Origin of the sequence: Enterococcus dongliensis, from assembly GCF_031927985.1 — a bacterium.
In the GTDB taxonomy this organism is placed as follows: domain Bacteria; phylum Bacillota; class Bacilli; order Lactobacillales; family Enterococcaceae; genus Enterococcus_A; species Enterococcus_A dongliensis.
Genome location: NZ_JARPZC010000003.1, coordinates 197,839 through 211,700, shown reverse-complemented (window position 1 = coordinate 211,700; position 13,862 = coordinate 197,839). Strand labels below are relative to the sequence as shown.

Genomic DNA, 13,862 nt, shown 5'->3' with positions numbered 1-13,862 from the left:
CTTTCTTAAAATTCTTTTTTCATATGAATATGATCGATGCCCGCATCTTGAAAAATCTCGCCATAAGCGGTATAGCCTAATTTTTGATAAAAAGGTTCAGCAGTCAGTTGGGCACCTAGTTCGATCTTTTTGAATGCTTGTTTTTGGGCGAATGACTCTGCTTCAGCGATAATCTTAGCCCCTAGTTTTTTCCCACGGTATTCTTTTAAGACGGCCATGCGCTGTAATTTGAATGTTTGTTCATCTAACGGTAATAAGCGAACAATTGCTGCTGGTTTATTATCAGCGGTATAAAGAACAAAATGAACGGAATAAGCTTCATTTTTATCGATCTCCAAATTAGTAGGAACTCCTTGTTCTTGCACAAATACTTTTTGGCGAATCCGAACAGCATCGAGATAGATCTCACTCATTGTATCTTTAGTAATTAAAATTTTCATAATGACACCTTCTTCAAGCGGATTTTGCATTACATGATGTATACTATAAACTAAATCTAAAAAAAGGAGTAGATGGATGTTTGAAAAAATAAAAAATTCAAAATTGATGTTTTGGTCTATTGAGGTGTTGATCATCGTAACAGTAATCTTGGTCTCATCAAAAATCGATTTTGTCTTTCAACCGATCGGTACATTTTTCACCACGTTGTTTTCACCGATTTTAATTGCCGGCTTCTTGTATTATTTATTGAATCCCTTAGTGAATCTATTAGTAAAATTAGGCGTCAAACGATTGGTCGCCATTGCGTTGATCTTTGTTTTATTAATCGGGCTGATTGTCTTGATCTTTCTGAGTATGATTCCGAATTTGGTGGAGCAATTAATCTCATTAGCTAAGAATATTCCAGGATTTGTTGAAAACATGCAAACGTGGCTGCAAGAAATGGCAAATAGTGCGACGCGCTTTCCATTGTTTAAAGAGTTGGATGTGGATAACTATATCAGCAATTTTGATGTCTCAGCTAGCAGTATTATCCAACAATCATTAACCAGCGTGACCAACGGGTTAGGCTCAATCATAGGAAAGATCACTACAGTAGTCTTATTATTAATTACGGTGCCGTTTATTTTATTTTATATGTTAAAAGATGGAGAAAAGCTTGTTCCAAATATCGAACGACTTTTTCCTGAAAAACAGCAAAAAAATGTTAAGGGCTTGCTGCAACAATTAAACAAGACATTATCAAATTACATCAGTGGACAGGCGATTGAATGTGTATTTGTCGGCACCTTTACCTTTTTAGGTTACTTATTGATTGGTGTAGATTATGCGTTCTTGTTCGGTGTGATTGCGGGGTTGACCAATCTGATCCCTTACTTAGGTCCTTATCTCGGTTTGGCGCCAGCATTAGTCTATACTTTTTTTGATTCTCCTTACAAAGCGTTATTATGTATCTTGATCGTGTTAATCGTTCAACAAGTAGATGGCAATGTGATCTATCCAAATGTAATCGGAAAAACATTGAACATCCATCCATTAACTATTATTTTAATTTTATTAGTCGCGGGAAAACTTGCTGGATTATTAGGTGTCTTTTTAGGAGTTCCAGTGTATGCTATTTTACGAACAGTCATCGTTTTTATCGTGAAGATCGTAAAACAAAGCAAACAAGAAGAACGGGAGCAAGAATTTTTACATTAGTAACAGACTCTTCGTTTGGAAAAGATTGCATAAAAACAAGCGATGTGATACGATTTTACTGTGGCCTTGTGCCACTTTTTTTACACTTTAAACTAAGGAGCGAATGCAATTATGAATGCTGACCCCGATAGTCAGTCGTTAATCTTACAACTAAGTTTATTAGTCGTTTTAACGTTATTCAACGGATTTTTATCTGCGGCTGAAATTGCGGTGATATCGGTCAATAAAAACCGAGTAGAACAAAAAGCAGAAGAAGGCAACTTAAAATCGAAAAAATTACTAGAGATTATTCAAAGTCCGAATAATTTCTTATCAACGATTCAAGTTGGGATTACGTTAGTCAACATCTTGTCAGGGGCCTCTTTGGCAGATAGTTTGTCTACTCGTTTAGCCCCTCTATTAGGTGGGAGCGCAGCTGCACGGACACTTGCTACAGTGATCGTCATGCTTTTATTGACTTATGTTTCGATTGTATTTGGAGAATTATATCCCAAGCGAATTGCCATGACCAAAACCGAAGAAGTCGCACAACTTACTTCTGGTGTTGTTCGTAAATTAGGAATGATCACAAAACCTTTCGTTTGGTTATTGACGGCTTCCACCAACACATTGGCTAAGTTGACTCCAATGACGTTTGATGATGAAGACACGAAAATGACCCGAGACGAAATGCGATATATGTTAGAAAATGAAGGTGTATTGGACAACGAAGAAATCGAAATGTTACAAGGCGTTTTCTCGTTGGATACTAAAGTAGCTCGGGAAGTAATGGTTCCGCGGACTGATTCTTTCATGATCGATATCAATGATCCTGTTTTAGAAAATATTGATGAAATCTTGAATGAAAGCTACTCTCGAATTCCGGTCTATAATGAAGACAAAGATAAAATCGTAGGAATCCTGCACACTAAAACATTATTAAAAGCCGCTCGTCAATTTGGTTTTGAAAATGTTGAATTGCGTAAGATTTTACAAGAACCGTTGTTCGTGCCAGAAACAATCTTTATTGACGATTTGCTTTATGAGCTGAAGAAGACTCAAAATCAAATGTCGATTTTACTTGATGAATATGGCGGTATGGTTGGTTTGGTCACTTTAGAAGACTTGTTAGAAGAAATCGTAGGAGAAATCGACGATGAATCAGATGAAGTTGAAAAGCTTTATGAAAAAGTCGCTGACAATGAATACTTGATTAATGGGAAGATGCTGATTGATGAATTCAATGAAGAATTTGATTTGAATCTGCATATGAGTGACGTGGATACGATGGCAGGTTATCTAATTACTGCTTTAGGGACGATCCCTGATGAAGGGGAGAAACTTTCCTTTGATGTAGAGGATTTGACATTGATCTCTGAAGAAATGGAAGGCTCACGGGTTTTGACACTGCGAGCGATTTTTCATCCTGATGATCATGAAAATGTTGAACCCGAAGAAGAGCGCCGCTTTTTCACAAAAGATTTTGAAGATGATGAACCACGTCGTTAATCGAAGAGATAGAGAAAACATTCTGCGTGGCAGAATGTTTTCTTTTTGTCGCTTAGCTACTAGTAAGAAAAAGACGTTGATAACGGTATGTTTTAAGCAAAATGAACCAAATCAAAGAGCGTTTCAACTTTCCAACAGAGTAAAATCCATGCTATACTGATTGGGTTGAAATTTGAAAGATATTTTAGATAAATGAATGGAGCAATAGAATGAACAATCCTAATTTAAAACAACAAGTGGACAGTCGCCGGACATTTGCGATCATTTCCCATCCGGATGCGGGTAAAACGACAATCACTGAGCAATTACTCTTATTTGGTGGAGCAATCCGTCAAGCAGGGACCGTTAAAGGGAAAAAAACTGGCAACTTTGCAAAATCTGACTGGATGGATATTGAAAAACAACGGGGCATCTCAGTTACTAGTTCTGTGATGCAATTTGATTTTGCTGGCAAACGAGTAAACATTTTGGATACGCCAGGACACGAAGATTTTTCTGAAGATACCTATCGGACATTGATGGCTGTCGATAGTGCTGTAATGGTAATCGATAGTGCTAAAGGGATCGAGGCACAAACGAAAAAACTTTTCCAAGTTGTCAAACGCCGTGGAATCCCGATCTTTACATTTATTAACAAACTGGACCGTGATGGACGGGAACCGCTAGAATTGCTAGAAGAGTTGGAAGAGTTATTAGATATCGAATCATATCCAATGAATTGGCCAATCGGTATGGGAAAAGGATTGGAAGGACTCTATGATATTCATAATGAACGGATTGAATTCTATCGCCCAGAGCGATATGAAGGCGAACGTTTTATAAAGTTGACCGATGGCGAGATTGCAGAAGATCATCCCTTGAAAGAAAAATCAATTTATGAAGATGTTTTAGGCGAAGTTGAATTAGTCCGTGAAGCAGGTGATCAATTTGATCTTGAAAAAATTGAACGGGGAGATCAAACACCAGTCTTCTTTGGCTCAGCTTTGACCAATTTTGGTGTTGAGACCTTTTTAGAAACATTTGTTCAACTAGCGCCAAAACCCCATGCGCATAAAACAGATGCAGACGAACCAATCTCTCCTTATGAAGAAGAATTCTCAGGATTTGTCTTTAAGATTCAAGCCAATATGAATCCAAATCACCGTGATCGAATTGCATTTGTTCGGGTATGTTCAGGAACATTTGAACGAGGAATGGATGTTACATTGGGACGCACTGGGAAAAAAATGAAATTGAGCAATGTTACTCAATTTATGGCAGACACGCGAGAAAATGTTGAAGAAGCGGTCGCAGGAGATATCATTGGGGTCTACGATACGGGGAATTATCAAATTGGGGATACTTTATACGAAGGAAAATTAAATGTCGCGTATGAAGAACTTCCGTCATTTACCCCAGAACTATTTATGAAAGTCACTGCAAAAAATGTGATGAAGCAAAAATCATTCCATAAAGGAATCTATCAATTGGTCCAAGAAGGCGCAATCCAATTATATAAAACTTACTTGACAGATGAATACATCATTGGTGCGGTAGGGCAGTTGCAGTTTGAAGTCTTTCAACATCGTATGTTAAATGAATATAACGCTGAAGTCGTGATGACACCGATGGGACACAAAATTGCACGCTGGATCGATCCAGAACAATTAGACGAACGGATGAGTTCAAGTCGAAATATCTTGGCCAAAGATCGTTTTGATCAACCGCTGTTTTTATTTGAAAATCAATTTGCGATGCGTTGGTTTGCGGACAAGTATCCCGATGTGGAATTGAAGAGCTTAATGTAAATCTGTAAAACAAGACTTGTAAGAAAACAGTCATTATATGGATCAAAAAAATAGTTGCGACTTTTAGCCGCAACTATTTTTTAGTTATTGACATTTCAATCAGACCAGGCGCTTCTAAATAAGAGATATTTGCAAAGTCATAAGATCTTTGATCCAATTTCTTTTTGAAATATTTATGTACAAAATCAATTTCTGATGGCTGGATGTTTCGTTTACTATTTTTCAAAACAATCTCTGCGTGTTTGTAGGCATCAGTATAAATGACGGTAGTATTCCCAATTGTATAGACTTTTATCATGTTGGCATCTGTATTTTCCAGTTGATTATAAACCATTTTTGAATGACTATTTGTTACATTGACAAGTTTCATTCCGAAACACCTTCTTTCTAAGTCCTATTTTATAAAGTAATTATATAAGAAAGATTAGCAAAAAAGAAGAGGGATGCTCATTCCGATGAGAATAATTAAAGAATTTACTAAGAAATGGAGGGACAACAGTTAAGTTGCCCCTCCATTTATCTACTATTTATTTTTTTCTTCTTTAACTAAACGCTCTGGTCTTGAAGTGATGATGATGTGGTCTTCTTTATCCAATTTTGCTTTCAGATCAGTGATTGTTGGATGATCCAAATAAAATTCAGCAATCCCATCTTCGATATTTTCTTGGATTGTCCGGCGTAGAGGGCGGGCACCCATTGCAGGATCATAACCAAGATCGACTAATTTTTCTTTGACAATATCAGGAACATCAATGTGAAGTTTTTGTGCAGCTAACATTTCGTTCACATCGTTCAACATCAAGGAAACAATCTTCATTAAGTTTTCTTTTGTTAATGGGCTGAATTCGATAATACCGTCAAAACGGTTCAAGAATTCTGGAGCAAAGAAATCTTTTAATTGTCCTAAGACAGAACGAGTGATTCCTTCTCTTGCAGCACCAAAACCAACGTTTGCTTCAATTTTACCTGTTCCTGCATTGCTAGTCATAATAATGATGGTATCTTTAAAGCTGACTGTTCGACCTTGTGAATCGGTCAAACGACCATCGTCAAGAATTTGCAAGAACATATGCAACACATCTGGATGAGCTTTTTCAATTTCATCTAGCAAAATCAAGCTGTAGGGATGACGGCGAACTTGTTCGGTTAATTGACCAGCTTCTTCATAACCTACATAACCTGGAGGAGAACCGATTAATTTAGAAACACTGTGTTTTTCCATATACTCACTCATATCAAAACGAATCATCGATTCACTTGAGCCGAATAATTCTTCTGCTAATTGTCGCGCAAGTTCAGTTTTACCTACACCAGTTGGACCAACAAATAAGAACGAGCCGATTGGGCGATTTTTCTTGTTTAGACCGACACGGTTACGGCGAATTGCTTTTGCGACTTTATCAACAGCTTCATCTTGTCCGATGACATGCTGTTTTAAGTCGGTAGCAAGATTTTTCAATTGAGTCTGTTCTTTTTCTTTTAATTCACCGACAGGGATTCCTGTACGTTTTTCAACGATTTTCTCCATATCTTTTTCAGTGATGACCGGCGTTTCTTCATCAGTTAATTGACGTTCTTTCATCTTTTGTAACTTATTGATTTGATCTCGGTAATAGGCTGCTTTTTCAAAATCTTCTTCTTGTGATGCTTGTGATTTTTGTTGTTCTGCTTCTGCTAATTTTTTATCGATTGTTTTTGGATCGACGATTTGGATCGTCAAGTTTTTCTTCGAGCCAGTTTCATCCAATAAGTCGATTGCTTTATCCGGTAAGAAGCGGTCTTGAATATAACGATTGGATAATTCTGCCGCTGCTTTGATTGCTTCTTCTGTATATTTCACATGATGATAATCTTCGTAACGTGGTTGCAGTCCTTTCAAGATTTCCACTGTTTCTTGGACAGAAGGCTCTTCAACACGAACTGGTTGCATCCGACGTTCTAATGCAGCATCTTTTTCAATGATACGGTATTCATTTAATGTCGTAGCACCGACCATTTGTAACTCGCCACGTGCCAGTGCGGGTTTTAACAGATTGCCAGCATCCATATTGCCATCACCTGCTGCACCAGCACCTACAATTTCATGGACTTCATCGATGAAAAGGATAATATTTTCAGCTTGACGAATTTCTTCGATCAACTTTTGCATCCGTTCTTCAAATTGTCCGCGAATTCCTGTGCCTTGCACAAGTGAAGCGACATCTAAACGAATCACTTCTTTGTCCATCAATTTTTGTGGTACGTCACCATCAACGATTTTTTGGGCTAAGCCTTCCACGACTGCTGTTTTACCGACACCAGGTTCTCCGATCAGAACAGGATTGTTTTTTGTACGGCGATTTAAAATCTCAATCACACGTTGGATTTCTTCATCACGTCCAACAACAGGATCAATATTTCCTTCACGTGCTTGACCAGTGATATTGATACCATATTCATCTAATAGACCGCCACCGCCATTGCCGCGGGGAGGTTGATTGTTCATTCCGTTGCCACCGCCAAATTGGGTTGGTGGAGTTTGATCAGCAGCGCCTTGTCGCTGCTGCATTTGTTGAGACATCGAACGGAATAAATCATCTAAACTTCCAAAACCAAAAGGATCATTTCCTGCCATTTGGGGCGCACCTCCAGCTTGATTTTTCAATTTTTGATAACAACTTTGACAATAGTCCAGCTGTTTTCGCTGACCATTGACATTTGCATATAAATGAATGGTTGCTTCATTTTCATGACAATTTTGGCAAAGCATTTTTTTCACCCTTTCAATAGTTGATTGTTTCTTCCATTGTACATCGAGTAAGCGAATCTAGTAAAAAGATACGCTGAGTATTTTTTGACCATTGCTGACCTTAAAAATAATTATAACGAGATTTTTGATAAAAGCAAACAGTTTGCTTTTAAATTTAGCATTCGATGTATGAGAGTGCTAAAAAACCAATTTTTCCCGTTTATTCCTTAGGTTTGTTATGGAATAAATATGAAAACGGAATAAATCAAGGTGTAAGACGTTTAGTACGATTTTTTAAAGAAAGGGGATACATCTGGTTGGAATAAATCGTCTAAAATTGTTGTATCCACCGCAAAAAAATGGTAATCTAAGGAAATGAAGGGCCCGAAATGATTGTTGTTATCATTAAAGCCCTAACATAAAAAAGATTTTTTCTTATAAAGGAGAACGGTCAATATGGAAAAAAAAGATTTTCACGTAGTAGCAGAAACAGGGATTCATGCACGTCCTGCAACTTTATTAGTGCAAGCTGCAAGCAAATTTAACTCTGACATTAACTTAGAGTATAAAGGAAAATCAGTTAACCTTAAATCAATCATGGGAGTTATGTCTCTAGGTGTTGGCCAAGGTTCTGATGTTACTATCACTGCTGAAGGTGCTGACGAAAAAGAAGCAATCGAAGCAATCGTAGAAACAATGAAAAAGGAAGGATTATCCGAATAATGGTTGAATTACTAAAAGGTATTGCCGCAAGTGATGGCGTTGCCGTTGCGAAAGCTTATCTGCTAGTACAACCGGATTTATCTTTCAAACAAAATAATGTGGAAGACACTGCTGCCGAAGAAAAGCGTTTAGACGACGCTTTGGCAGCTTCTTCTGCTGAATTAGAAAAAATTCGGGATAAAGCAGCAAAGAGCTTAGGTGAAGAAGAAGCACAAGTTTTTGATGCCCATTTAATGGTTCTTTCAGATCCAGAAATGATTGGCCAAATCAAACAACATATTCAAGACAACAAAGTAAATGCTGAAAGCTCTCTTAAAGAAGTAACTGATATGTATATCGGCATGTTCGAGGCGATGGATGATAACGCTTATATGCAAGAACGTGCGGCAGATATTCGTGACGTTACAAAACGTGTATTGGCACATTTGCTAGGCGTGACGTTGCCAGATCCATCGATGATCGATGAAGAAGTTGTCGTTGTGGCACATGACTTGACTCCAAGTGATACTGCCCAATTAGATAAAAATTTTGTAAAGGCTTTTGTTACTGATATCGGAGGTCGTACCTCTCATTCAGCAATCATGGCTCGTTCTTTAGAGATTCCAGCGATCGTTGGAACAAAAGAAATCACCGCTAAAGCTAAAGATGGTGATTTGCTTGCAGTTAACGGGATTACTGGTGAAACAATCGTGAACCCTACAGATGAACAAGCAGCTGAATACAAAAAAGCTGGTGAAGAATACGCAACGCAAAAAGCAGAATGGGATAAGCTGAAAGATGCTGAAACTGTTACTGCTGACGGCAAACATTTTGAACTAGCTGCCAATATCGGTACACCAAAAGATCTTGAAGGTGTTCATAACAATGGCGCAGAAGCGATTGGTTTGTATCGTACTGAGTTCTTGTACATGGATTCTTCAGATTTCCCAACAGAAGATGATCAATTTGAAGCCTATAAAGCTGTTTTAGAAGGCATGGGTGACAAACCAGTAGTCGTTCGTACAATGGATATCGGTGGCGATAAAGAGTTACCATATTTGACGTTACCTCACGAAATGAATCCATTCTTGGGTTATCGTGCATTACGTATTAGTTTATCTGAACTAGGCGATGATATGTTCCGTACACAATTACGTGCATTATTACGCGCATCTGTTTATGGTAATCTACGGATTATGTTCCCAATGGTTGCTACGTTAAAAGAATTCCGTGCAGCGAAGAAATTGTTCAATGAAGAAAAAGAAAAACTTGTTAAAGAAGGCGTGAAAGTTTCTGACACGATCCAAGTCGGAATCATGATCGAAATTCCTGCTGCAGCTGTATTGGCTGACAAGTTTGCCAAAGAAGTAGACTTCTTCAGTATTGGAACCAATGATTTGATCCAATATACAATGGCAGCTGACCGGATGAATGAACGCGTATCATACCTGTATCAACCTTACAATCCATCTATCTTACGTTTGATTAAAAACGTAATTGATGCAGCTCATGCTGAAGGTAAGTGGGCTGGTATGTGCGGCGAGATGGCCGGCGACCAAACGGCTGTTCCATTATTAATGGGTATGGGATTAGATGAGTTCTCTATGAGTGCGACATCTGTTCTTAGAACTCGTAGCTTGATGAAACGTCTATCAACAACTGATATGGCTGAATTAGCTGACAAGGCATTGAAAGAATGCGATACGATGGAAGAAGTCGAAGAATTAGTTAAGCAATACGTAAAATAAACCAAGAAACATCAACCGTTGTCTATTTTAGGCAACGGTTTTTTTGTATTCATACATAAAAAGAGGTTCTTTTTCACATTAAAATCAGACCATAGGTTGAGATAAAGCTCAAAACCTTATGATATAATTGATTTGTTTTTAAGGAGGCAGCATATGAAAATATTACTTTACTTTGAAGGCCAAAATATGATTGGAAAATCGGGCATTGGTCGTGCTTTAAGCCATCAAAAAAGAGCCCTATCTTCTGTAGGCATTGAATATACACTTGATCCTAAAGCGACAGATTATGATCTGTTACATATTAATACGTATGGACCCAAAAGTTTACACCTAGTGAGAAAGGCGAAAAAAATGGGAAAAAAAGTCATTTTTCATGCGCATTCGACAGAAGAAGATTTTCGTAATTCATTTATCGGTTCGAACCAGTTGGCTCCTTTAGTGAAAAAATGGTTAGTTGGATTGTATCAACAAGCAGATCACTTGATCACTCCGACTCCTTATTCAAAAAAATTATTGCGCAGTTATGGCTTGACTCAGCCAATTTCAGCGATTTCAAATGGCATTGATTTAAAAAAATATTATCCTGATGAAAAAAAAGAAGCAGCTTTTCGTAAGTATTTTAATTTAACAGCAACACAAAAAGTGATTATTTGTGTTGGGTTGTTTTTTGAGCGGAAAGGGATCTTGGATTTTGTTGAGCTGGCGAAAAAAATGCCTGACTATACGTTTATTTGGTTTGGTGATGTACCGATGGCTTCAATCCCAGCGAATATTCGTAAAGTTGTAAAAAAAGATCATCCTAAAAATGTACTTTTCCCAGGCTATATCAACGGGGATTTGATTGAAGGAGCCTATTCAGGTGCAGACTTGTTCTTCTTTCCTTCTTATGAAGAAACAGAAGGAATCGTGGTCTTGGAAGCTTTAGCAAGTCAACAGCAAGTTTTGTTGAGAAATATTCCAGTCTATGATGGGTGGATGGAGGATCATAAAAATTGTTACATGGGAAATAACAATCAAGAATTTGAACACTTGATCCATCAATTGGTTGAGCATCAGTTGCCAAATCTTTCGATGGCTGGTTTCAAAACCGCGCAAGAAAAAAGTATCACGCAAATTGGTGAAGAGTTGAAAGCTGTTTATCAAGCAGTCTTAGAACAACCTTATGATCATCAGATTTATGCAAAAGTCACGAGATAGTTTGGAGGAATAGACGTGCGAATCGGTTTTTTTACAGATACTTATTTCCCTCAAGTCAGTGGGGTAGCAACGTCAATCAGAACATTAAAAAATGAACTTGAAAAACAAGGTCATGAAGTATATATCTTTACAACAACAGATCCAGAGGCAGATGAGTTTGAAAAAGACATTGTTCGAATGCCCAGTGTTCCTTTTGTTTCTTTCACAGATCGTCGGATCGTCGTACGAGGAATTTGGTTTGCTTATCGAATCGCCAAAGAATTAGAATTAGAAATTATCCATACTCATACAGAATTTGGTGCCGGTTTTTTAGGGAAAATGGTCGCCAATCGCTTACGAATCCCGGTGGTGCATACGTATCACACGATGTATGAAGATTATCTGCATTATATTGCCAATGGAAAAGTTGTTAGACCTACTCACGTTAAACATTTCATTAAAATGTTTATCAATCATTCAACAGGAGTCGTCTGTCCGAGTAAACGTGTAGTAGATACATTAAAACGTTATGAAGTAGATATCCCAATGCGGATTATCCCGACAGGCATTGAAGTCGCAAAATTTATTCGTCCAGAGATTACCAAAGAAGATACTGATCATTTAAGAGAGAAGTTAGGCATCCAAAAAGATGAATTGATGATTCTCTCATTGAGCCGTATTTCTTATGAAAAAAATATCCATATTATCGTTCAGCAGTTTTCAGACATCCTGATGAGTTATCCAACAGCGCGACTTGTAATCGTGGGGAAAGGGCCTTATCGAGAAGAATTGGAAGAAATGACCCATGAATTGGGTATCGATGAATATGTTCAATTTACTGGAGAAGTTTCCCATGAAGACGTAGCGTATTATTATCATGCAGCAGATTACTTTGTCAGTGCATCAACTTCAGAAACACAAGGATTGACCTATGCCGAAGCGATTGCTTCAGGAACTCAATGTGTTGTTGAAGGTAATGACTATTTAAATCAGTTATTAGATGATGATTCTTTAGGAACCACTTTTGAAAAGGATGAAGACTTCAGTGATAGTTTTATCCGTTATGTTCAGCAACAGATCCCTTTAGATCCACAAATTCGTCAAAATAAGTTGATTGAGATCTCTGCGGAACGATTTGGCAACGAGGTATTGAAATTTTATCAAGAAATGCTTGTTTATTATGCTGAACACCACAGTGAAGGAAGAGTACCGACTCGAACTGTCCAAAAAATGCGTGTTAGAATCAATTCGTTTAGAAATGGCGAAGATAAATAAAGCCGAAATCCATCTCTTCATGTATACTGGAGATGGATTATTTTTTTGGGAGGTAGACAATATGAAAATTGGATTCATCGGTACAGGCGTTATGGGAAAATCGATCGTTCAGCATTTTTTAACTGCAGGTCATGAAGTGACAGTGTACAATCGTACAAAGAGTAAAACAGATGAATTAGTGGCTAATGGTGCTGTTTGGCATGAAACACCGGCAGAGATCACTGCAGCCAGTGAGATAGTCTTTTCAATGGTCGGCTATCCAAGCGATGTTGAAGAAATCTATTATGGAATAAATGGGATTTTCTCTGTAGATATTACAGCAAAGATCTTTGTAGATCTGACGACTTCGACACCAACTCTTGCAGAAAAAATTTATCAAACGGCTAAAGAAAAAGGCGCTGCTGCACTAGATGCCCCAGTTTCTGGTGGCGATTTAGGCGCACAAAATGGGACGTTGACGATTATGGTCGGCGGCGATCAACTGACTTATGACCAAGTAGTCCCATTATTTGAAATCATGGGAAAAAGTTATTCATTGCAAGGTGCAGCAGGTGCCGGTCAACATACTAAGATGGCCAATCAAATCATGATTGCTGGAACGATGACTGGGATGACTGAGATGTTAGTTTATGCGAAAGCAGCGAATTTAGATGTACCGAAAGTGTTAGACACATTAGCTGGCGGTGCAGCTCAAAACTGGTCGATGGCAAATTATGCTCCGCGAATTTTAAAAGAAGATTACACGCCAGGATTTTTTGTTAAACACTTTATTAAGGATCTAAAAATAGCTCTTGATGAAGCTGAGAAAATGCAACTTGAGTTACCTGCGACAAAACTAGCAGCCACACTTTATGAGCGCTTGGCTAGTGAAGGCTTTGAAAATGACGGGACACAAGCACTGATCAAATTATGGTGGTCCGAATCTTAAGTTAGATTTAGAAAAAAAATCATAAATTAATTGGTAAAAATCAATGCAAGATACGATTGGATTTGATACAATAAGACAGAATTGAGAAGAAGGGGGGCATCTAGATGAAACATTCACAATTAGTTGCCATTATTAAACGCTTAGAAGCAATGACTGAATCGACTGATAATGAAGTACAATTACGACGTTTTGAAAAAGAAGGCGTGGAAAAATGTACTGTAACTTATGATAATACAACAGAGACATTTGAGCTAACCGAAAGCGACAGCAAACAATCTTACCAATTTGATAATATTGACATCGTTGCGATGGAAATTTATGATTTGATTCAATAAACGGGGAAACCCGTTTTTTTTATACTCTTTTTAAAGTAAAAGGGTTTCATATGA

Annotated in this window: 12 protein-coding genes; 9 read left to right on the top strand and 3 right to left on the bottom strand. The window is 37.8% G+C overall.

The features are described 5' to 3' along the window. Window positions 1–5 precede the first annotated feature (5 nt). The gene (locus P7D84_RS04035) at window positions 6–440 is read right to left on the bottom strand and encodes a GNAT family N-acetyltransferase (protein ID WP_311805115.1); all 435 of its coding nucleotides are present in this window, start codon (window positions 438–440) and stop codon (window positions 6–8) included. A gap of 76 nt (window positions 441–516) precedes the next feature. On the opposite strand from P7D84_RS04035, the gene P7D84_RS04030 reads away from it, so the two are divergent. The 3 genes from P7D84_RS04030 to P7D84_RS04020 all read left to right on the top strand — a co-directional run bounded on the left by P7D84_RS04030 (window position 517) and on the right by P7D84_RS04020 (window position 4,916). Continuing rightward, entirely contained in the window at window positions 517–1,641 is a 1,125-nt protein-coding gene (locus P7D84_RS04030) for an AI-2E family transporter (protein WP_311800167.1), read from the top strand. Between the two features lie 111 nt (window positions 1,642–1,752). Beyond that, the gene (locus P7D84_RS04025; RefSeq protein WP_311800166.1) at window positions 1,753–3,129 is read left to right on the top strand and encodes a hemolysin family protein; all 1,377 of its coding nucleotides are present in this window, start codon (window positions 1,753–1,755) and stop codon (window positions 3,127–3,129) included. Window positions 3,130–3,338: 209 nt separating this feature from the next. Then, entirely contained in the window at window positions 3,339–4,916 is a 1,578-nt protein-coding gene (locus P7D84_RS04020) for a peptide chain release factor 3 (protein ID WP_311800165.1), read from the top strand. 73 nt (window positions 4,917–4,989) lie between these two features. Here P7D84_RS04020 and P7D84_RS04015 read toward each other — a convergent pair whose 3' ends face one another. Together P7D84_RS04015 and P7D84_RS04010 are read right to left on the bottom strand one after the other, a co-directional pair. Further along, a complete protein-coding gene (locus P7D84_RS04015) occupies window positions 4,990–5,286 on the bottom strand; it encodes a DUF1827 family protein (RefSeq protein WP_311805113.1) in 297 nt (98 codons plus the stop codon). A 153-nt stretch (window positions 5,287–5,439) separates the two neighbouring features. Further along, window positions 5,440–7,665 carry an ATP-dependent Clp protease ATP-binding subunit gene (locus P7D84_RS04010; RefSeq protein ID WP_311805111.1) on the bottom strand — a complete coding sequence of 742 codons (2,226 nt, stop codon included), beginning with the start codon at window positions 7,663–7,665 and terminating at the stop codon, window positions 5,440–5,442. 435 nt (window positions 7,666–8,100) lie between these two features. On the opposite strand from P7D84_RS04010, the gene P7D84_RS04005 reads away from it, so the two are divergent. The 6 genes from P7D84_RS04005 to P7D84_RS03980 all read left to right on the top strand — a co-directional run bounded on the left by P7D84_RS04005 (window position 8,101) and on the right by P7D84_RS03980 (window position 13,808). Beyond that, window positions 8,101–8,367 carry a phosphocarrier protein HPr gene (locus tag P7D84_RS04005; protein WP_137609395.1) on the top strand — a complete coding sequence of 89 codons (267 nt, stop codon included), beginning with the start codon at window positions 8,101–8,103 and terminating at the stop codon, window positions 8,365–8,367. Continuing rightward, window positions 8,367–10,094, top strand: a complete 1,728-nt coding sequence (gene ptsP, locus P7D84_RS04000; RefSeq protein ID WP_311800162.1) for a phosphoenolpyruvate--protein phosphotransferase — start codon at window positions 8,367–8,369, stop codon at window positions 10,092–10,094. The genes P7D84_RS04005 and ptsP overlap by 1 nt, the downstream gene beginning before the upstream one ends. Window positions 10,095–10,247: 153 nt before the next feature. Continuing rightward, window positions 10,248–11,291 carry an LTA glycolipid anchor biosynthesis glycosyltransferase, IagA/BgsA family gene (locus P7D84_RS03995; RefSeq protein ID WP_311805109.1) on the top strand — a complete coding sequence of 348 codons (1,044 nt, stop codon included), beginning with the start codon at window positions 10,248–10,250 and terminating at the stop codon, window positions 11,289–11,291. Window positions 11,292–11,306: 15 nt separating this feature from the next. Further along, on the top strand, window positions 11,307–12,545 hold the full coding sequence (locus P7D84_RS03990; protein WP_311800160.1) for a glycosyltransferase family 4 protein: 1,239 nt from the start codon (window positions 11,307–11,309) through the stop codon (window positions 12,543–12,545). Between the two features lie 19 nt (window positions 12,546–12,564). Next, a complete protein-coding gene (locus tag P7D84_RS03985; RefSeq protein ID WP_311805161.1) occupies window positions 12,565–13,473 on the top strand; it encodes an NAD(P)-dependent oxidoreductase in 909 nt (302 codons plus the stop codon). 104 nt (window positions 13,474–13,577) lie between these two features. Continuing rightward, a complete protein-coding gene (locus tag P7D84_RS03980; RefSeq protein WP_010740403.1) occupies window positions 13,578–13,808 on the top strand; it encodes a YkuJ family protein in 231 nt (76 codons plus the stop codon). Window positions 13,809–13,862: the final 54 nt, after the last annotated feature.

Excerpts from the sequence above, each read along its gene's own strand:
- P7D84_RS04035 (WP_311805115.1), bottom strand. The coding sequence starts at position 440 with ATGAAAATTTTAATTACTAAAGATACAATGAGTGAGATCTATCTCGAT.
- P7D84_RS04030 (WP_311800167.1), top strand. The coding sequence starts at position 517 with ATGTTTGAAAAAATAAAAAATTCAAAATTGATGTTTTGGTCTATTGAG.
- P7D84_RS04025 (WP_311800166.1), top strand. The coding sequence starts at position 1,753 with ATGAATGCTGACCCCGATAGTCAGTCGTTAATCTTACAACTAAGTTTA.
- P7D84_RS04020 (WP_311800165.1), top strand. The coding sequence starts at position 3,339 with ATGAACAATCCTAATTTAAAACAACAAGTGGACAGTCGCCGGACATTT.
- P7D84_RS04015 (WP_311805113.1), bottom strand. The coding sequence starts at position 5,286 with ATGAAACTTGTCAATGTAACAAATAGTCATTCAAAAATGGTTTATAAT.
- P7D84_RS04010 (WP_311805111.1), bottom strand. The coding sequence starts at position 7,665 with ATGCTTTGCCAAAATTGTCATGAAAATGAAGCAACCATTCATTTATAT.
- P7D84_RS04005 (WP_137609395.1), top strand. The coding sequence starts at position 8,101 with ATGGAAAAAAAAGATTTTCACGTAGTAGCAGAAACAGGGATTCATGCA.
- ptsP (WP_311800162.1), top strand. The coding sequence starts at position 8,367 with ATGGTTGAATTACTAAAAGGTATTGCCGCAAGTGATGGCGTTGCCGTT.
- P7D84_RS03995 (WP_311805109.1), top strand. The coding sequence starts at position 10,248 with ATGAAAATATTACTTTACTTTGAAGGCCAAAATATGATTGGAAAATCG.
- P7D84_RS03985 (WP_311805161.1), top strand. The coding sequence starts at position 12,565 with ATGTATACTGGAGATGGATTATTTTTTTGGGAGGTAGACAATATGAAA.
- P7D84_RS03980 (WP_010740403.1), top strand. The coding sequence starts at position 13,578 with ATGAAACATTCACAATTAGTTGCCATTATTAAACGCTTAGAAGCAATG.